Origin of the sequence: Janthinobacterium sp. SUN033 (assembly GCF_030397595.1) — a bacterium.
GTDB lineage: Bacteria > Pseudomonadota > Gammaproteobacteria > Burkholderiales > Burkholderiaceae_D > Janthinobacterium > Janthinobacterium kumbetense.
This window is the reverse complement of record NZ_JAPQNV010000003.1, coordinates 769,877-788,363: the sequence shown is the minus strand read 5'-3', so window position 1 is coordinate 788,363 and position 18,487 is coordinate 769,877. Positions and strand designations below refer to the sequence as shown.

General features: G+C 64.5%; 16 protein-coding genes and 1 other RNA gene. 14 read left to right on the top strand and 3 right to left on the bottom strand.

The window, feature by feature from the left end:
* Positions 1-40 precede the first annotated feature (40 nt).
* The 6 genes from OX460_RS16645 to OX460_RS16620 all read left to right on the top strand — a co-directional run bounded on the left by OX460_RS16645 (position 41) and on the right by OX460_RS16620 (position 8,420).
* Entirely contained in the window at positions 41-3,895 is a 3,855-nt protein-coding gene (locus tag OX460_RS16645) for a PilC/PilY family type IV pilus protein (RefSeq protein WP_289899306.1), read from the top strand.
* Between the two features lie 57 nt (positions 3,896-3,952).
* Entirely contained in the window at positions 3,953-4,456 is a 504-nt protein-coding gene (locus OX460_RS16640) for a type IV pilin protein (protein ID WP_289899305.1), read from the top strand.
* A gap of 57 nt (positions 4,457-4,513) precedes the next feature.
* Entirely contained in the window at positions 4,514-5,110 is a 597-nt protein-coding gene (locus OX460_RS16635) for a GspH/FimT family protein (RefSeq protein ID WP_354669830.1), read from the top strand.
* Between the two features lie 49 nt (positions 5,111-5,159).
* Positions 5,160-6,260 (top strand): bifunctional diaminohydroxyphosphoribosylaminopyrimidine deaminase/5-amino-6-(5-phosphoribosylamino)uracil reductase RibD, encoded by a 1,101-nt coding sequence (gene ribD, locus OX460_RS16630; protein WP_251350890.1) that lies wholly within the window; start codon positions 5,160-5,162, stop codon positions 6,258-6,260.
* Between the two features lie 30 nt (positions 6,261-6,290).
* A complete protein-coding gene (locus OX460_RS16625) occupies positions 6,291-6,926 on the top strand; it encodes a riboflavin synthase (protein WP_034786589.1) in 636 nt (211 codons plus the stop codon).
* A gap of 99 nt (positions 6,927-7,025) precedes the next feature.
* Positions 7,026-8,420, top strand: a complete 1,395-nt coding sequence (locus OX460_RS16620; protein WP_289899304.1) for a hypothetical protein — start codon at positions 7,026-7,028, stop codon at positions 8,418-8,420.
* On the opposite strand, the gene OX460_RS16615 is transcribed toward OX460_RS16620, so the two are convergent.
* Positions 8,417-8,842: an OsmC family protein gene (locus OX460_RS16615; RefSeq protein ID WP_099664963.1), complete on the bottom strand. Its 426-nt coding sequence runs from the start codon at positions 8,840-8,842 to the stop codon at positions 8,417-8,419. The genes OX460_RS16620 and OX460_RS16615 overlap by 4 nt on opposite strands.
* Positions 8,843-9,264: 422 nt before the next feature.
* Here OX460_RS16615 and ribBA point away from each other — a divergent pair, with 422 nt between their 5' ends.
* The 3 genes from ribBA (at position 9,265) to nusB (ending at position 11,702) form a co-directional block, all read left to right on the top strand.
* Complete coding sequence (gene ribBA, locus OX460_RS16610) at positions 9,265-10,383, top strand: bifunctional 3,4-dihydroxy-2-butanone-4-phosphate synthase/GTP cyclohydrolase II (protein WP_289899303.1); 1,119 nt, start codon at positions 9,265-9,267, stop codon at positions 10,381-10,383.
* A 177-nt stretch (positions 10,384-10,560) separates the two neighbouring features.
* Positions 10,561-11,043: a 6,7-dimethyl-8-ribityllumazine synthase gene (ribH, locus tag OX460_RS16605; RefSeq protein WP_034759563.1), complete on the top strand. Its 483-nt coding sequence runs from the start codon at positions 10,561-10,563 to the stop codon at positions 11,041-11,043.
* Positions 11,044-11,231: 188 nt separating this feature from the next.
* Entirely contained in the window at positions 11,232-11,702 is a 471-nt protein-coding gene (gene nusB / locus OX460_RS16600) for a transcription antitermination factor NusB (RefSeq protein WP_034786595.1), read from the top strand.
* A 121-nt stretch (positions 11,703-11,823) separates the two neighbouring features.
* Here the strand turns inward: nusB and OX460_RS16595 are convergent, their stop codons facing one another.
* On the bottom strand, positions 11,824-12,633 hold the full coding sequence (locus OX460_RS16595) for a lytic transglycosylase domain-containing protein (RefSeq protein WP_251350887.1): 810 nt from the start codon (positions 12,631-12,633) through the stop codon (positions 11,824-11,826).
* Between the two features lie 587 nt (positions 12,634-13,220).
* On the opposite strand from OX460_RS16595, the gene ubiD reads away from it, so the two are divergent.
* Positions 13,221-14,705, top strand: coding sequence for a 4-hydroxy-3-polyprenylbenzoate decarboxylase (gene ubiD / locus OX460_RS16590; protein WP_071650179.1), 1,485 nt, complete (start codon positions 13,221-13,223; stop codon positions 14,703-14,705).
* A gap of 122 nt (positions 14,706-14,827) precedes the next feature.
* An RNA gene (gene ffs / locus OX460_RS16585) (signal recognition particle sRNA small type) lies at positions 14,828-14,926 on the top strand.
* Between the two features lie 28 nt (positions 14,927-14,954).
* On the opposite strand, the gene OX460_RS16580 is transcribed toward ffs, so the two are convergent.
* A complete protein-coding gene (locus OX460_RS16580; RefSeq protein WP_161789605.1) occupies positions 14,955-15,107 on the bottom strand; it encodes a hypothetical protein in 153 nt (50 codons plus the stop codon).
* 56 nt (positions 15,108-15,163) lie between these two features.
* Between OX460_RS16580 and dnaX the strand changes: the two genes are divergently transcribed.
* From dnaX to recR, 3 genes are read left to right on the top strand one after another with little or no spacing between them, the layout of a single operon-like run.
* Positions 15,164-17,476, top strand: a complete 2,313-nt coding sequence (dnaX, locus tag OX460_RS16575; RefSeq protein ID WP_289899302.1) for a DNA polymerase III subunit gamma/tau — start codon at positions 15,164-15,166, stop codon at positions 17,474-17,476.
* A 41-nt stretch (positions 17,477-17,517) separates the two neighbouring features.
* Positions 17,518-17,844, top strand: a complete 327-nt coding sequence (locus tag OX460_RS16570) for a YbaB/EbfC family nucleoid-associated protein (protein WP_034759121.1) — start codon at positions 17,518-17,520, stop codon at positions 17,842-17,844.
* 47 nt (positions 17,845-17,891) lie between these two features.
* A complete protein-coding gene (gene recR, locus OX460_RS16565; RefSeq protein ID WP_034786598.1) occupies positions 17,892-18,482 on the top strand; it encodes a recombination mediator RecR in 591 nt (196 codons plus the stop codon).
* The last annotated feature ends 5 nt before the right edge of the window (positions 18,483-18,487 follow it).

Below are 18,487 nucleotides of genomic sequence, written 5' to 3'. Positions count from 1 at the left end.
TTTGCGGTCTGCCCGGCGGCATGCCGGCTGCGTCTGGCTGATGCTGTTGGCCTGTCTGGCCAGCCTCTGTTGCGGCGGCGCCCTTGCCGCCGCCGTCCCGCCGGTGACGCTGGCACGGGCCGACGCGGGCTTGCACGGCGCCAGGGTGCCGCCGAATCTGTTGCTCAACCTGTCCTTCACGCATGCGGCGGCCGCTGCCGCGCATGGCGGCGACTATGCGCCGCAGCGCGAGTATGCAGGGTATTTTCATGCGCGCATGTGCTACAGCTATCCGTATCGCAGCAAGGATGGCGTCATGCTGCCGGACTTGCGCATAGCGACCGCTTACTTCTCCGTGCTGAAGCCGGCCGATGCGCTGCACGGTTGCGGCGGCGATAGTTTCAGCGGCAACTTTCTCAACTGGGCCAGCACCAGCATGCTCGACCTCGTCCGCTACGCGCTGACGGGCGGCGACCGCGTCATCGACGAAGTGCGCAAGACGGTGCTGCAGCGCGCCTACTTACCTGATGCTGGCAGCCCCATCGACTTTTTTGCCCACCCCGTCTTTTTCCCGCGCAAGGTCTTGCAGGCCGGCGTGGCGGCGGCGACGCCATTTGCGTTGGCGCAACTGGCCATCGTTTCCTGCCGCAACCGCCTGCTGTTCGGCGACGCCAGCCTTGGCCAGTCTGCGGGCGGCACTTGCGATGCGCCTGGCCTTGCTGCCACGCACGGGGTGTTCCTCGCGCGCGTGCGCGTGTGCGACGCTGATGAGGGACCGCTGCGCGACGACTTGTGCCTGGCGTATGGCAAGAACTACAAGCCGGTGGGCGCCGTGCAGCGCCATGGCGGCAGGGTGCGCGTGGGCGTGTTTGGCCATTTGAACGGCGTGCCCGCCAGCGCCGGCCCCGTGTATGGCGGCGTGCTGCGCGCGCCGCTGGCCCACGTGGGCAGGCAGCGCTGGACGGCGCCCGACTATTTGCCGCAAGACAATGCCGGCGCCGAGTGGCATCCCGCCACCGGCGTATATATGGCCGAAGCTGCGGCCCAGGGCGCGGGCCTTGGCGGCGGGGTGACCGCTTACATCAATGGCCTGGGCCGCGGCAATGCGGGGCATCCTGGCGCGTACGCCAGGGCGGCGCCGCTGGCCGAATTGCTGTACGAATCGCTGCGCTACCTGCAGGGACGGCAAGCGAGCGCCCCGGTGCCGCCTGTGACGGCTCCGCCTGCCATCGACGACGGCTTGCCGGTCGTGACCCAATGGAGCGACCCGCAAACGGCCAGTTGCCAGCGGCATATCGTCGTCAGCCTCGGCGATGCGGGCATGGCGGGTGACCGTTACGTGCCCGGCAATGTCCCGGTCACTCCCGCCGCATCCGGCGACCGCGCCCGCGCGCCGGACGGTTTTGCGCCGCCGCCGTTCGATGCGATGGCCTGGACGCATGCGGTGGGCAGCCTGGAAAGCGGCGGCACGCCCGGCAATCCCGCACCACGGCCGGAGCTGGCGGCGCTGGAATTGCTGGCCGACGGGGCGGGCGGCGCCAGCTACCATGCGGCGGGCCTGGCCTACTGGTCGCACGTGCAGGCCCTGCGTCCCGGCGGCAAGAACGACGGCGGCGCAAAGGTCGAGCACTATGCGGGCGACTTGCGCCAGGGCGACCCGGCCGGCGAATCTGCTGCCACTCCCGCCTCTACACCCTTGCTGCTGGCGTCCAAGTATGGCGGCTTTCTCGATGCGAATGGCGACGCCAACCCCTTCAAGAGCGCGACGGGCGGCGCGCTGGATGAATGGAGCCTGGACGGCCGCTGGCCTGGTCATTACTTGCCCGGCAGCGATCCTGCCGCCCTGATCGCGGGACTGCGCGCAGCCTTCGCGGCAGCCGATAAGGGCACCTTGCCGGCGGCGCTCGCAGGACCGGCCCTGATGGCGCTGGCCACCGGCACGGAAGAGGCATACTGGTTCCAGACGCAGCTGCGCCTGGCCGATGGCGGCATGACCTTGTCGCGCACCGTGTTTGCCGTGGGGGCCGATGGCGCACTGCTTCCCGGCAAGCTATGGTGGATTGCCGGCGGACAGGACAAGCCCGTGCCGGATGGCGCGCCTGCGTCCTTGCGTCCCGTCTACACGCTCGACGCCCAGGGCAGCCTGATGCCGCTGGCCTGGAACCGCCTCGACGCAGCGCAGCGCGGCGCATTCGACAGTGGCGATGGCCGGGGCGAGGCGCGCCTGGCGTACCTGCTGGGCCAGCGCACGCACGAGGTGGGCCAGCCAGGCGGCTTCCTGCGGCGCAGGTCAGGCAGCCTGGGCGCGGCGCCATACGGCAATCTGCTGTACGTGGGCGCGCCCGGGCTGGGCATGCCGGGCGCCGGCTATGGCTTGCACCGCCAGGCGCTGCTGCAGCGGCGCAAAATGCTGTACCTGGGCGCCAGCGACGGCTTGTTGCATGCCTTCGATGCGCGCACGGGCAGCGAATTGTTTGCCTATCTGCCGCAAGCGCTGCTGCACCTTGCGCCAGCCGCTGCAAGCACTCACTACAGCTCCGGCCCGCTGCTTGACGGCGCGGCGGCCACGGCGGAAGTGCTGGCGCTGGGACATTGGAAGACGGTGCTGGTGTCGGGCATGGGCGGCGGGGCGCAGGGCGTGTTTGCGCTCGACATCACCGACCCGGCCCGCTTCGGGCAAGACGGGGCGCTGTGGGAATTTACGGACCGCGACGACAGGCTGATGGGCAATGTGCGCGCGCCGCCCGCCTTCGCCCGCATCAATATGGGCGGCAAGGAGGGCGCGCCGGCCTACCGCGATTTCGCCATCGTCGCCAGCGGTTACAACAACCATGTGAACGATGGCAAGGACACGACGGCGCCCGCGTCGGCCGCCGCCATCTTCCTGCTGGCGCTGGACAAGGCGCCCGGCACGCCATGGGTGTTGGGAAGTAATTACTTCCGCCTCAAGGTGCCCGTGACCAGCGGCGGCGGCCATGACGCTGATGCGGGTGCGAACGAGGATGTGGACGCCATGCCCCAGGCGCTGGGTCCGCCCGCCGTGGTGCCGGGCAGCGACGGCGCGCTGGCGTACATGTATGCGGGCGATTTGCAGGGCAATATCTGGCGCCTCGACATGGCTGGCGGGCCGCCGTGGAAGGAGGGGCAGGGACGCAAGCTCGTCTTTGTCGCGCGCGATGCGCAGGGTCGGCGCCAGCCCGTGACGCAGCAACTGAGCGTGGCTTACGCGCCCGGCGGCGGCTATGTGCTGCTGTTCGGCACGGGCAAGCTGGTCGAAGCGGCCGATACCTGGCCTTCCGCCTTCCTGTCGCAATCGTTTTATGCCGTGCACGACGATCTGCGGGAATCATCGTCCACGCGCAGCCGGGCCGACCTGGAGCAGCGCAGCCTGGGCGAGGCGGCGGGCGGCCTGCGCGTCGACGGCGCCGAGCTGCGCTATACGGGCAGCGACGCCATGCGCGGCTGGTACCTCGATTTTCTCAATACTGGACAAACGGGCGAGCGCAGCATCAGCAGTCCCGTATTGGCTACCGGCAAGGTGATCTTCAACACCGTCTTGCCGGGGCGCGACCCTTGCGCGAAGCCGGCCACGCGCCTGTACGTGCTCGATGTGCTGAGCGGTTTTGCCGCCGATGGTGCCGGTGTCGTGCAGGCGGGCGAGCAGACGGGGCGTTTGTTCGATGGCTTGGCGCGCGCGCCGCCGCTGGCGCTCGAACTGAGCAGCACGGTGGGCGCCCCGACGGCGGCAGGGCGGGCCGAGGGGCGCAAGGAACTGGCCGTGCTGCAACCGGGCTTGCCTGGCGCAGCCAGCGGGGCGGCGCTCAAGGTCGTCAGCGCGCCGCTGCCGGCCCGGCGCCTCAGCTGGCGCGAAGTGGCGAACTGGCGCGAATTGCACGAGGCGGCCAAGAAAAAATAGGCATGGCAAGGCCGGCGCAGCGTATCGGCTGGCGCTTTTTGGAAAGGGGGAAATCGCATGGGGACGTTGGCAAGGCGGAACTGGTGCACTGCAAACGAAGGCGCTCTTGCTGCCAACCCGCCGGGCTTCAGCCTGATCGAACTGCTGGCCGTGCTGGCGATCGTGAGCCTGCTGCTGGCGCTGGCCGCGCCCGCTTATCACGGCCATGTCGTGCGCGCCAAGCGGGTGCAGGGGCAGGCGGCCCTGCTGCGCCTGATGCAGCAGCAGGAGCGCTATTATTCGCAAAACAATCACTATCTGGCCTTTTCCTCGGCGTCGCCCGCGCCGCAGGCGCAGCAGTTTCCCTGGTGGTCCGGCGAAGGACCGGCTGCCGGCAGCGCGTATGAAATCGAGGCGCTGGCCTGCCCCGGCGCGACTATCGGGCAATGCGTGCTGTTGCGGGCCATGCCGGGCACGGCCAAGGTCGATGCGCAATTCCAGGATGTCGATTGCGGCATCCTGTCCCTGAACAGCACGGGCCAGCGCGGCAGCAGCGGCCCCGCCAGCCATTGCTGGCCCTAGGTCATGGTTGCGCTGGCGCGGGCACGAGGCAGCGGGGATTCACTGTCATGCCGCCTTTTGCCTTCCTGCGGCCGGCCCTGGTTTGCCCGTTCGCGCAAGCAGCCACGCCGGGCGGGGCATACCTTGCTCGAATTGCTGGCCGTGCTGGCGATTGCCGCGCTGCTGGCGGCCGCCGCCATGCCCAGTCTGCAGCAGGTGCTGGCGCGCCAGCAGGTACGGGCGGCGGCCACGGACTTGTTCTCGGCCATCGAATTGACGCGGGCGCAGGCGATGGCGCGGGGGCAGCGCGTGCTGCTGATGCCGGCCGGGCCCGGTGGCGTGGATTGGCGCACGGGCTGGCTGGCATTCATCGACCGCAATGCCAACCTGGCGTTCGATGGCGATGACGAATTGCTGTTCCGCCAGGGGCCGCTGCCGGAGGGCATCACGGCCCAGTTCGTGTTTTCGTCGGCCACGGCGCCGTTTTATATCGCCTACAATGGCGCAGGCCGCAGTTGCAGCGCGACCAATAGCCTGGCGGCGCGCTGGGGGACCTTGTCCCTGGCTTTGGGAAAGCAGGTGCGCCATATTAAAATCAATATGCTGGGCAGGGTGCGCGTGTGCGACCCGCAGCAGCAAGCGGCCAATTGCAGCGGCGTGGCCGACAGTTCGTAATCCGGCTCATTTAATCCGACTCATTTATCACTCACTATCAAAGAAGCCCGTGGAAATACTCAACGATATCGATGGCATGCGCCTGGCGCTGGAATGGGCGGCGCGCGGTTTGTACACGACCTCGCCCAATCCCCGTATCGGCTGCGTGATCGTCAAGGATGGCCAGGTGATCGGTGCCGGCGTGACGCAGGCGGCTGGGCAGGATCATGCCGAGGTGCAAGCCTTGGCCAACGCGGCGGCGCGTGGCAACGACGTGCGCGGCGCCACAGCCTATGTCACTCTGGAACCGTGCAACCACCATGGCCGCACGCCGCCATGCTCCGATGCGCTCGTGCGCGCGGGGCTGGGCCGCGTCGTGGCCGCCATGACGGATCCGAATCCGCTGGTGGCGGGGCAGGGGCTGGCCAAGCTGGAAGCGGCCGGCATCGCCGTCACCACGGATGTGCTGGCCGACGAGGCGCATGAAATGAATATCGGTTTCTTTTCGCGCATGCAGCGCGGCAAGCCGTGGGTGCGCTTGAAAACGGCGGCCAGCCTGGACGGCATGACGGCCTTGCACAATGGCCAGAGCCAGTGGATCACGGGGCCGGCAGCGCGCGCCGACGGCCACGCCTGGCGCGCGCGCGCCTGCGCCATCCTGACGGGCATCGGCACGGTCAAGGCGGACGACCCGCAACTGAACGTGCGCGCCGTCGAGACGCCGCGCCAGCCGCGCCGCATCGTCGTCGACAGCCGGCTCGACATCAGCCTCGACGCACGCATCCTGCAGGGCGGCGGCACGTGGATCGTGGCGGCCGTCGCCAACCCGGAGAAACAGGCGCAACTGCAGGCGCTGGGTGCCGAAGTCATCCTGTTGCCGAACGCGGCCGGCAAGGTCGACCTGGCCGCGCTGATGCTGGAACTGGGACGCCGGCAAATCAATGAAGTCCACGTCGAGGCAGGCGCCAAACTGAACGGTTCGCTGATCCGCGAAGGCTGCGTCGACGAGCTGCTGGTCTACCTGGCGCCCACCTTGCTGGGCGATGCGCAAGGCATGTTTGCCTTGCCCACCTTGACGGATATCAAGCAGCAGCGCACTTTGCAATTTCACCAGGTTCAGCAAGTGGGCGAAGATGTGCGTATCCTTGCAAGATTCGCCCAGCGTACTTAATAGATTTACACTTTTTATAAGGTTAGCTCCATGTTTACAGGAATTGTTGCCGCCATCGGCAAGATTGAAACCGTGCAACCGCTCGACGGTGGCCTCGATGCAGGCGTGCGCCTGAATATTCACGCGGGCGGTTTGCCGCTGGCCGACGTGGCCCTGGGCGATTCGATCGCCATCAATGGCGCGTGCATGACGGTGGTGGAAAAGTCGGACACGGGTTTTGCCGTCGATGTCTCGCGTGAAAGCCTCAATTGCACCGTGGGCCTCGATACCACCACGGAAGTGAACCTGGAAAAAGCCCTGACCCTGGCCGAGCGCCTGGGCGGCCACCTGGTGTCCGGCCATGTCGACGGCCTGGGCATCGTGCGCAAGTTCGAAGCCGTGGGCGAATCGTGGGAACTGGTGATCGAAGCGCCGCACGAACTGGCGAAATACCTGGCCTTCAAGGGTTCCGTCGTCGTCAATGGCGTGTCGTTGACCGTCAACCGCGTGGAAGACCTGGGCGCGGGCGCCGTTAACGGCTGCCGCTTCTCGATCAACCTGATCCCGCACACGATCGCCATGACGACCTTGAAACACTTGACGGTCGATGGCAAGGTCAACCTGGAAATCGACCTGATCGCCCGCTATGTCGAGCGCATGCTGTCGCTGGACAAGGCCGCCGCCTGATATAAGAACTGAACAGGGCAACACAGCCGCCTTGCCAGGCGTGTGTTGCTTTTCTTGCAGACGCGCATACTATGAAGCTTTCCGCAGTGGAGGCTAGCCATGGACCCGATTTCGCGCGCAACCGTGCCCAACACCATCCCGGCCACGTCCCGCGTGGGCGCAACGGCACCTCTGGCGCCGGCGCAGCCCGTGCCGGCATCCGGCGCGGCGGCTGCCCTTGCAATACTTTCCTCGACGCAGGTAGACATCTCCCCGCTGGGCCAGTTCCTGTCCGGCGTGGCCTTGTCGCGCCGGCAACTGCTGGCCTTGCAGGGCGCCACGGAAGAGGCCAGGGCGGCCAATACCCCTGTGAATGTCAATGAAGACTTGCTGGCGCTGGCGCGGCAACTGACGGAATCGTTTGCCCAGCTGCAAACGAGCGGCATCGACGCCAGCCAGCTGGCGACGGCCGGCGACACGCCGGGCAGCCTGGCGCAGCGCTACGATTTATTGTCGGGCGACGGCACGACGGATGCGGCCACGGCGCTGGCGCAGGACGGCAGCATGCTCACGCAAGCACAACTGGCCCGCATCGGCATCGACTTGCGCAATGAAGATGTCGATGCGGCAACGTTGCAAGCCGCGTATGCGACCGACAGCAATGCCACCCTGGACGCCTTGCAACAGGGAACGGAGGTGCTGGCGCAAGTGGGCGCCGTGCTGGCCCGGCAGCAGGGCGCGCCGCTGGCGGCCGGTGTCGAAGCGGATTTGACGGGAGAAACACTGCCGTCCGGCGTAGTGCAGGCGTCGCAGGCCGCGCTGCAGCCCGTCGACGTGGCGCCGCCGCAGACGGCCGCCATTGCGCAGCGGCAACTGGAACTGCAACGGCAATTGGAAGCGGAAGAACTGAACCTGGACTTGCAGGAGCTGCGGCCCCAGCCGCCAGCGCAACAGGCCGACAATGCCGCGGACTTGCTGCAGACGCAGCGCACGGACAACCTGCGCATCGATGCCCAGCGCCTGGATGCCGAACGCATGAATACAGATCAGCAGGCGCAGCAGCAGGACGCTGCGCGCGTGGATGAGCTGCGCCAGGGGCAAGTACGGCAGCAGGGCTTGCAGCAGCAGGCGCAAGCGGCGGCGGACGATGCGGTGCGGGCGCAGCTGGCCGCCAGCGACGCGCAGATGGCGGCCCAGGCGGCATCCGACCGGGCCCAGTCGCTGGCGCGCGCAGCGCAGGGGCAAGCCGATGCGGGCCTGGCGACGGCGCAAGCCCAGCTGGCCCAGCAAAATGCGCAGGCGCAAGAGCTGGCCGCGCAAAACGCGGGCATGGCCGTGCCGCCGCCGTCGTCGCAAGACCCGTCGGTGGCGGCGGCCATCGCCGCGTATAACCTGAACAATGCAGCCCTGAATCCCGGCTTGATGAACCGGCCACTGCCGGCCAGCGACTCGCGCCTGCCGCTGGTGGCGCCCGTCGCTGCCGTGGAGCCCGTCAAGCCCGTGACGAAAATCTAGGGCAGCAGGGTGGCGTCCAGCGTGATATTGGCTTTGAGCAGCTTCGACACGGGGCAGCCGGCCTTGGCCTTGGCCGTCAATTCCTCGAATTGAGCCTGGCTGGCGCCGGGAATTTTCGCTTTCAGGATCAAATGGACGGCCGTGATGGCAAAGCCGTCGTCCACCTTGTCGAGGGTCACTTCGGCCGTCGTTTCCATCTTTTCCGCCGTCAGGCCCGCTTCGCCAAGGATCAGCGACAGGGCCATGGTGAAGCAACCCGCGTGGGCAGCGCCGATCAGTTCCTCGGGATTCGTGCCCGGCTTGCCTTCGAAGCGGCTGGCAAAGCCATAGGGGTATTCCTGCAAGGCGCCGCTGCGCGTGCTGATGGCGCCCTTGCCATCCTTGATGCCGCCTGACCAGATGGCCGATCCGTTGGTTTTCATAGTGCCGCTCCTGTGTGGGGTGTCGCTGCGAATGGGGCGTCAGCGCCGTGGCGGTGACGGGTCGATCTTATGCTCTTTGCAAGGCCGGCGGCGCGCGCCTTGCCGCCGCCGTGTGCGCTGGATCAGGGAATTGGCGCTTTGCGGGGCAGGCGGTGGCATCCGTGCCGCAAAGCTGTCTTATTTCAGGTCTGCAAGCGCTAAATCCTTTAAAATAGCAGGTTATAAGAAAATTCCCGGAAATTCGCGGAATTTTCGCGCTCGATATTTCAGTTTTTAGTTTCATTAACAACGCCAGGCAAAACCGTCGCGAGCGGAAGGAAGAGGTGGCTGAGAAGCGCAACCGTACGAAGGTACGGTGAGCATCGCAAGCCGCCTATACCGACGCGCAGCAGGTTTTGCCAGGTGTCTTCAGAGGATGAATAATGTCAATATCCAGCACCGAAGAGATCGTCGCTGAATTGCGCGCCGGCCGCATGGTGATACTGGTCGATGAAGAAGACCGGGAAAATGAAGGCGATCTGGTGCTTGCCGCCGATTTCGTGACGCCTGAAGCCATCAATTTCATGATCACGCATGCGCGTGGCCTGGTCTGCCTGACCCTGACGGAAGAGCGTTGCGACGAGCTGAACCTGTCGATGATGACCTCGCGCAACGGCACCGCCTACGGCACCAATTTTACCGTGTCCATCGAAGCGGCCGAAGGCGTGACGACGGGCATTTCCGCCGCCGACCGCGCCAAGACCATCCAGGTGGCGGTTGCCAAGGGCACGCAGCCCAGCGATATCGTCCAGCCTGGCCATATCTTCCCGCTGAAAGCGCAAAAAGGCGGCGTGCTGATGCGCGCAGGCCATACGGAAGCCGGTTGCGACCTGACGGCCATGGCCGGCTTGACGCCCGCGTCCGTGATTTGCGAAATCATGAAGGACGACGGCACCATGGCGCGTTTGCCGGACTTGCTGTTGTTTGCCGAGCAACATGGCTTGAAAATCGGCACGATTGCCGACCTGATCCATTACCGCAGCCAGACGGAGTCCCTGGTCGAGCGCGTTGCCGAGCGTACCCTGCATACGGCGCACGGCGAATTCCGTCTGATCGCCTTCCGCGACAAACCGAGCGCGTCGGCCCATTTGGCCCTCGTGCATGGCGACCTGGCGCCCGGCCTGGAAGCGCTGGTGCGCGTGCACCAGCCCGTTTCCCTGCTGGACGTGCTGGAAAGCGAAGCGACTACCCACTCGTGGACGGTGGCCGCCTCGATGGCCGCCATCAAGCAGGCCGAGCGGGGCGTGATGGTCTTGCTGAATTGCGGCGAGACGTCGGGCGAGCTGTTTGCCCAGTTCGCCGCGCTCGATACGCCGCAAGCCAAGCCGAAAGGCCGCGCCGCCAGCATGGACTTGCGCAGCTACGGTATCGGCGCGCAAATCCTGCGCGACCTGGGCGTGAGCAAGATGCAATTGCTGGCCAGCCCCCGCAAGATGCCGTCGATGGTCGGTTTCGACCTGGAAGTAACAGGTTTTCAGTGCCACCCAGGCCAGGACACCTGACTAAATCTACTGCGCGTCGCGGATTTGCGGCCTGTGATGCTCACTGTACCTTCGTACAGTTGCGCTTCTCGACCACAACTCGCTGCCGCTCGCTACGATTTTGTCAGGCGTCGATGTAGAGTAAACGATGGCGACATGTGCATGTCGCCCTGAACCACCAGATTAAAGAGGCATATGATGACCGTAGGAGCATACGAAACTAATTTTGCCGGCGAAGGTTTGCGCGTCGGTATCGTCCAGGCACGATTCAATGAAATCGTCGGTGGTGGCTTGCTGTCGGCATGCCTGGAAGAGTTGAGCAAGCTGGGCGTGGCCGATGAAGATATCCTGCACGTGACCGTGCCGGGCGCCCTGGAAATCCCACTGATTCTGCAAAAAATGGCGGAAACCGAGCAATTCGACGCCCTGATCGCACTGGGCGCCGTGATTCGCGGTGAAACCTACCACTTCGAGCTGGTATCGAACGAATCGGGCGCGGGCATCACGCGCGTCGGTCTCGATTACGGCATCCCCATCGCCAACGCAGTGTTGACGACGGAAAACGACGAGCAAGCGGAAGTGCGCATGCTGGTCAAGGGAGCAGAAGCGGCACGCGTGGCAGTGGAAATGGCTAATCTGGCGCAAGCGCTGGAAGAGTTGCAGGACACCGACGAAGACTAAGCGCGTGTGATAAGAATGCCATGGCTGCGTTGCAAGGCCTCGCCGTACTTTCGTACTGTCTTCGGCCTCGCGCCTTGCCCTGGCATCCTTCTCACGCACGCTTGAGCCGCGGCTGCGCTGCCTAAAAGCGCACCGCAGTGTCTCGCCGGAATTTGTAGTGAACACGTACTTAAGAACAGGTAACAATCATGACTGAGAAAAATTTGCTCGCCAATCCCAGCAAAAACCGCACGCCGCGTCACCGCGCGCGCGAGTTTGCGCTGCAGGGCTTGTACCAGTGGCTGCTGAACAATGAAGACGCGACTACCGTCGTGAACAATATTCGCGCCGCGCATGGTTTCGACAAGGCCGATGGCGATCATTTCACGGTGTTGCTGTACGGCGCCATCAAGGATTCGCTGGCGCTGCGCGAAAGCATGGCACCCTTGATCGACCGCAATATCGCGGAACTGTCGCCCATCGAACACGGCATCCTGCTGATCGGCGCTTTCGAGCTGAAGAACAACATGGAAATCCCGTACCGCGTCGTCATCAACGAAGCGGTCGAGCTGGCCAAGTCGTTTGGCGGTATCGATGGCCACAAGTATGTGAACGGCGTGCTGGATAAATTGGCAGTGAAATTCCGCGAGGAAGAAGTGGGCGCCAACAAGCGCAAGTAATATAGAGAGCAGTTCCTGCGGCCAGTGCCGCAGGGCAATAAAAAAGCCACCGGCACTTGCGTGCGGTGGCTTTTTTACTGCGTGCTGCTTTTTGGATGCCCCTGTGAGGGCTTTTAAAGGGTCACAGGCCGGCGATCTCGTTGTGGGGCAGTACTTTGATGGTGATGCCGCTTTCCGCTGCCGGCGCCTTGGCTGGCGCTGGCGTGTTCGATGCCATCACCGGCGTCGTCGTCGGCACGCGCTGGCCGGCCGACACTTGTTTCAGGCGGCGGTATTCGGCCAGCACGCGCGAGCCGTAGCCCGAGTCGGTGGCGAAGTTGGCGGCGCCCACGTAGGTTTTGAGGCCCGCTTCGACGGAACCGCCACGCGTGACGTAATCCTTCAGGATCAGCGAACCGACGCGGATATTGGCGACCGGGTTCAGCGCTGCTTGCACGCCGCCCATTTCCTGGAAGCGCTCGTGGTGCACTTTCGACATGACTTGCATCAAGCCTTGCGCGCCGACGGGGCTTTCCGCGAACGGGTTCAAGCCCGATTCGATGGCCATCACGGCCAGGATCAGCAGCGGGTCCAGCTTGATTTCGCGGGCCGTCAGGTACGCCGTCGAGACGAGCATATTGGTCGCGTCGTTGGCCACGCGGTAGCGCTTGGAGAGCCAGTTGGTAACCCATTGCTGCTGCTTTTGCGTGCCCAGCAAGGCTTTTTCTTCCTTGGTCAGCGGGGTATCGCTGGCGGCGGCCGTCTGCACGGAAGCAGGCGCTTCCATCAGTGCGGACAGGGCCGGTGCTTCAACGGCTTGCGCCTCTGCCATCGGCAGCGGGAACAGGCTGTGCGTCAGTTGCTTGCCCAGGTCCGGGCGGAACATCAGCAGGGCGATCAGTGCCAGGGCGGAAATGCCGAAGACTGTCAGTGTGTGTTGTGCCGTGGTCAAAACGCCACGTGCCGAAATGGCCTGTGCGCGGGCGCGCAAACGCGCCAACGCTGGCTGGCCAGCCACGGTTGAAGCAGGCAATGCTGCTTCAGTGCTACGATGAGTCATAGAGTTCCCCGAAATGTCGCGTCAACAGGCAGTCCCTCCGCGGTCTCGCGGTGTTGTGGGTACTGCCAATGCCGTGCATCAGAAATATCATCGTTTCCGCCGCGTATGGATGCGTGCGAGAAACGCCGTCATTGCTTGCTTGAGCTGATCGGTCCCGTTTTTGGTATTGGATCAGTCGCAATACAACTTTTACCGGGGGTAAGGCAGACGCCTTTTGAAAACACTCCTTAAAATGTCATGTGGAGCCCCGACTCCGTGAATGAAAGAGAAACGCTAAAATCAAGCTCTGGGCCGGCGTGCTCTTTCAAGTTGGGCGAATTGTAGAAGCCGTTTTATATCAAGTCAATACTAACGAATCGTTTCTTTATTACTTTTATGTCTTACTTTTTGACTTGCATTGTGCCAAAAGCCAATAAAATCAATTACTTGGCATAGATCCTTCAGCAACGGCGTCCGACGTCAAAAAAAATTAAAAACACATGAAATATTCAGATTTGCGAGATTTTATTTCTCAACTGCAACAAATGGGTGAACTTAAGCCCATTTCGACCCCCATTTCACCGATTTTGGAGATGACGGAAGTTTGCGACCGCACCTTGCGCGCAGGCGGACCGGCCTTGCTGTTCAATAACCCGACGGGATACGACATGCCGGTGCTGGGCAATCTGTTCGGCACCACGCGCCGCGTGGCGCTGGGCATGGGCGCGGAAGACGTCAGCGAGTTGCGCAAGATCGGCCATGTGCTGGCGCGGCTGAAGGAGCCGGAGCCGCCGAAGGATTTCAAGGACTTGCTGGGACTCGGTTCCCTGGTGAAATCCGTGTGGGACATGTCGCCGAAGGAGTTGCGCGGCGCGAAGTGCCAGGAAATCGTCTGGGAAGGCAACGACGTGGACCTGGCGCGCCTGCCGATCCAGCATTGCTGGCCAGGCGACGTCGCTCCCCTGATCACCTGGGGCCTGGTGATCACCAAGGGCCCGAACAAGAAGCGGCAAAACCTGGGCATTTACCGCCAGCAAGTGCTGGGGCGTAATAAAGTCATCATGCGCTGGCTGGCGCACCGGGGCGGGGCGCTGGACTTCCGCGAGCACGCGATCCAGAGCAAGGGCAAGCCGTATCCGATCGCCGTCGCGCTGGGCGCCGATCCCGCTACTATATTAGGGGCCGTCACGCCGGTGCCGGACAGCCTGTCCGAATACCAGTTCGCCGGCTTGCTGCGCGGCAGCCGCACGGAACTGGTGAAAGCCATCGGCAGCGAGCTGCGCGTGCCCGCGTCCGCCGAAATCGTGCTCGAAGGCCATATCTATCCGGATGAAAACCATCCGAGCGGCTACGAGCACGCGCTGGAAGGGCCGTATGGCGACCACACGGGCTACTATAATGAGCAGGACAGTTTCCCCGTGTTTACCATCGACCGCATCACCATGCGCCGCGACCCGATCTACCACTCCACGTATACAGGCAAACCGCCGGACGAACCGGCCGTGCTGGGTCTGGCCCTGAATGAAGTGTTCGTGCCCCTGCTGCAAAAGCAGTTCAGCGAAATCACCGACTTCTATCTGCCGCCCGAAGGCTGCAGCTACCGCATGGCCGTGGTGCAGATCAAGAAACAGTACGCGGGCCACGCCAAGCGCGTGATGTTCGGCGTGTGGAGCTTCCTGCGCCAGTTCATGTATACCAAGTTCATCGTGGTGGTCGACGAAGACGTGAATATCCGCGACTGGAAAGAGGTCATCTGGGCCATCACGACGCGGGTCGACCCCATCCGCGACACGACCCTGGTCGACAACACGCCCATCGATTACCTGGACTTCGCCTCGCCGGTCAGCGGCCTGGGCAGCAAGATGGGCATCGATGCGACGAATAAATGGCCGGGCGAAACGACGCGCGAATGGGGCACGACGATCGCCATGACGCCGGAAGTGAAGGCGAAGGTGGATGGCATCTGGCAAGAGCTGGGGCTGTAGAACGGCTGGGGTCAGACCCTCAACACCGCTGACGCAATGGTCATTGCCAACTTGACCGGGGGGCTGACCCCGGATTTCAGCTTGCTTCCCCAATCGGGCGCAGGTCGGTTATAATTGTCCCCGGCGGGCCCCTGCGCATCGTGGCATGGCTAACCTGGTCAGGTCGGGAACGAAGCAGCCACGGCTATTAACCATGAGTGCCGCAGATCAGGCTCGCCTCCTTCGGGAATGTTTTATCAGGATCGACAATCAAGCTGCCATGGGCAGCTTTTTTGCTTTTACGGCGCCATTTTCTTGTCGGCCCGCAGCATTGCCGGGCTTGCCGTGTTTTCCATATTTCCAGCTGGCCATGTTATACAATTGCTGCTTTGCCGCGTTTGCCATTTTGAATGGCCCGGCCATGAGGCTTGCGCCCGCCGCGCAGGATCACCCGCAAAATCGCATGGTAAAATCTCAGCATGTCCTATCAAGTCCTCGCCCGTAAATACCGCCCCAAGAATTTCGAGACGCTCGTCGGCCAGGAGCACGTCGTGCGCGCGCTCACGCATGCCTTGCACAGCGGCCGATTGCATCACGCCTACCTGTTCACGGGCACGCGCGGCGTCGGCAAGACGACCCTGTCGCGCATCCTGGCCAAGTCGCTCAATTGCATCGGCCCCGATGGCACGGGCGGCATCACGGCCCAGCCGTGCGGCGTGTGCGAAGCGTGCACGGCGATCGACGCGGGACGCTTTGTCGACTATATAGAGATGGATGCGGCGTCGAACCGCGGCGTCGATGAAATGGCGCAGTTGCTCGAGCAAGCCGTGTATGCGCCGAGCAATGCCCGCTTCAAGGTCTATATGATCGATGAGGTGCACATGCTGACGAACCACGCGTTCAATTCCATGCTGAAAACGCTGGAAGAGCCGCCCGAGCACGTCAAATTCATCCTGGCCACGACGGACCCGCAAAAGATACCCGTGACCGTGCTGTCGCGCTGCCTGCAGTTCAATCTCAAGCAGATGCCGCCCGGCCACATCATCAGCCACCTGGACAATATCCTGGGACAGGAAGGCATCGCCTTCGAACAGCCGGCCTTGCGCCTGCTGGCCCAGGGCGCCCACGGTTCCATGCGCGATGCGCTGTCGCTGACGGACCAGGCCATCGCGTATGCGGCCGGCGAAGTCACGTTAGATGCCGTGCAAGGCATGCTGGGCGCGCTCGACCAATCGTACCTGGTGCGCCTGCTCGACGCGCTGGCGCAGCAGGATGGCGCCGATTTGCTGGCCGTGGCCGACGAAATGGCCTCGCGCAGCCTGTCGTATAACGGCGCACTGCAGGATCTGGGCACTTTATTGCACCGCATTGCGCTGGCGCAAACCGTGCCCGCCGCCTTGCCGCAAGATTTGCCTGAATACGCGGATATCGTGCGCCTGGCTGGCGCGTTTGACGCGGAAGAAGTGCAGCTGTTTTACCAGATCGCCGTGCATGGCCGCAATGAACTGGGCCTGGCGCCCGATGAATATGCGGGCTTTACCATGACCCTGCTGCGCATGCTGGCCTTTCGGCCCGGCATAGGCGGCGCCGATGGCGTGCCAGCGGCACCAGCCGCGGCCACGGGCAACCGTCCCGCCGCCGTGGCCGCCGCGCGCGCCGCGGCAGGCGCATCTGCCCCGGCAGCCCGCGCCGCCACGAACAGCGTGGCCAGCCATGCCGCCGTGACACCGCCCGCCGTCGTGGCGGCCGCTGCCGCCAGCATGGCGCGTAGCGAAGCGCCGCCGCCGCGCGCGGCTGCTCCCGCTGCCGGTCCTGCACCCGCCGCCGCCCCGGCACCGGCACCGGTACCCGCGGCGGCGCCACCGGCCGCGGCTGCCCCGGCAGCATCGGGCGCCCCGATCAGTTCCGCCCGCGCCGCCATCAATGCGGCGCTGGAAGCGGCCCGCGCCGCCTCGAAAGGCCGTCCCGGCAGCGCGCCGTCGGCGCCATCGTCGGCGCCCAAGCCGGCTGCACCCGCACCGGAGCCGGTCGCCGCGGCGCCAGCCCCGGCCGCACCCGTCCAGGCCGCGCCACCGCCGCCGCCCGCCGCCGCGAAAGCGCCTGCGCCGTGGGACGATGCGCCCCCAGTTGCCGTGATGGAAGCACCGGCGGCCGCTGCGGCGCCCGTGCAGCAGGCGCGTCCTGCCGCGCCGCCGCCAGCGCAGCCGGATGACGACTTGCCGCCATGGGTCACCGAATTTTCCGACGACAGCGCGTCCGCCGCCGTGTCGGCGCCCGCCGCGCCAAGCAGCGAGCAGCCGGCCGTCGTCATGCCGCAGCGCGCCGCCAAGCAAGCCGCGCCCAGCGGGCCGTATGTGATCACGCCCGTGCCGGGCCTGGATTGGGACGGCAACTGGCCGGCCGTGGCCGCCGTGCTGCCCTTGCGCGGCGTGGCCCAGCAGCTGGCCGTGCAGGCCGAGCTGATCGAATGCCTGCACGATGGCCACAGCACCACGTTCCGCCTGCGCGTGCCCATCGACACGTGGCGCAGTCCCGCCAACGTGGAAAAACTGGCGGCCGCGCTCACCGAACGCTTCGGCCGCAAGGTCGCGGTCGACACTGAACTGGGCGCCGTCTGGTACACGGCCAGCGCGGAAGCGCAGGCCCATCGCGAGGCGTGCCAGCTGCAAGCGGAAGCGACCATCGCCAGCGATCCCTTCGTGCTCGACATGAAGCGTGTATTCGACGCTTTTGTTGTGCCGGGAACGATTACCCCTGCACCGGCCGGCTCCGCCGCGCCGACCCTGCATTGATGATTAACACACTCACAAACTGAATTGAACGGAGCATTCTCATGATGAAAAATCAACTGGCTGGCCTGATGAAGCAGGCGCAAGCAATGCAAGACAACATGAAAAAGGCCCAGGAACAACTGGCGCTGGTGGAAGTGGAAGGCCAGTCCGGCGCCGGCCTCGTGAAGATCGTCATGACGTGCAAGAACGACGTCAAGCGCGTGTCCATCGACCCGTCGCTGCTGGCCGACGACAAGGACATGCTGGAAGACCTGGTGGCCGCTGCCTTCAACGACGCCGTGCGCAAGGCGGAAGCGACGTCCGCGGAAAAAATGGCAGGCTTGACTGGCGGCATGAACTTGCCAGCCGGCTTCAAAATGCCATTCTGATGCACTACCGCATGCGCTCGATCCATGGCACGGGGTAAGGTTGATCCATGTCCAAGTCGCTTGAATTCCTGACCGAGGCGCTGCGGCGCCTGCCCGGCGTCGGCCCCAAGTCGGCGCAGCGGATGGCATTTCATTTGTTGCAGCACGATAGGGAAGGCGCGGCCATGCTGTCGCGCGCCCTGTTCCAGGCCGTCGATGCCGTGCATCACTGCGGCCTGTGCAACACCTTTACCGAACACGAAGTGTGCGAGACCTGTCTCGACGAAGAGCGCGACAAGCGCTTGCTGTGCGTGGTGGAAACGCCCGCCGACCAGCTGATGATCGAGCAAACGCTCACCTACAAGGGCCTGTATTTCGTCCTCATGGGGAGATTGTCTCCGCTGGACGGCATCGGCCCGAAAGATATCCACCTGGAAAAATTGCTGAACCGCGCCAACGATGGCGTGGTCGGCGAAGTGGTGCTGGCCACCAATTTCACGAATGAAGGCGAAGCGACGGCCCACTACATCAGCGAAATGCTGAAGGCGCGGGGCTTGCGCGTGAGCCGTCTGGCCCGCGGCGTGCCCGTGGGCGGCGAACTGGAATACGTCGATGCGGGCACGATTGCCCGCGCGATGCTCGACCGCAGGGCAACCTGACTACA

Coding starts and splice junctions, on each gene's coding strand:
- OX460_RS16580 (WP_161789605.1), bottom strand. CDS start 15,107: ATGGCCGGGCCATTCAAAATGGCAAACGCGGCAAAGCAGCAATTGTAT.
- OX460_RS16625 (WP_034786589.1), top strand. CDS start 6,291: ATGTTTACAGGAATTGTTGCCGCCATCGGCAAGATTGAAACCGTGCAA.
- nusB (WP_034786595.1), top strand. CDS start 11,232: ATGACTGAGAAAAATTTGCTCGCCAATCCCAGCAAAAACCGCACGCCG.
- OX460_RS16615 (WP_099664963.1), bottom strand. CDS start 8,842: ATGAAAACCAACGGATCGGCCATCTGGTCAGGCGGCATCAAGGATGGC.
- ubiD (WP_071650179.1), top strand. CDS start 13,221: ATGAAATATTCAGATTTGCGAGATTTTATTTCTCAACTGCAACAAATG.
- OX460_RS16640 (WP_289899305.1), top strand. CDS start 3,953: ATGGGGACGTTGGCAAGGCGGAACTGGTGCACTGCAAACGAAGGCGCT.
- ribBA (WP_289899303.1), top strand. CDS start 9,265: ATGTCAATATCCAGCACCGAAGAGATCGTCGCTGAATTGCGCGCCGGC.
- dnaX (WP_289899302.1), top strand. CDS start 15,164: ATGTCCTATCAAGTCCTCGCCCGTAAATACCGCCCCAAGAATTTCGAG.
- recR (WP_034786598.1), top strand. CDS start 17,892: ATGTCCAAGTCGCTTGAATTCCTGACCGAGGCGCTGCGGCGCCTGCCC.
- OX460_RS16570 (WP_034759121.1), top strand. CDS start 17,518: ATGATGAAAAATCAACTGGCTGGCCTGATGAAGCAGGCGCAAGCAATG.
- OX460_RS16645 (WP_289899306.1), top strand. CDS start 41: ATGCTGTTGGCCTGTCTGGCCAGCCTCTGTTGCGGCGGCGCCCTTGCC.
- ribH (WP_034759563.1), top strand. CDS start 10,561: ATGACCGTAGGAGCATACGAAACTAATTTTGCCGGCGAAGGTTTGCGC.
- OX460_RS16620 (WP_289899304.1), top strand. CDS start 7,026: ATGGACCCGATTTCGCGCGCAACCGTGCCCAACACCATCCCGGCCACG.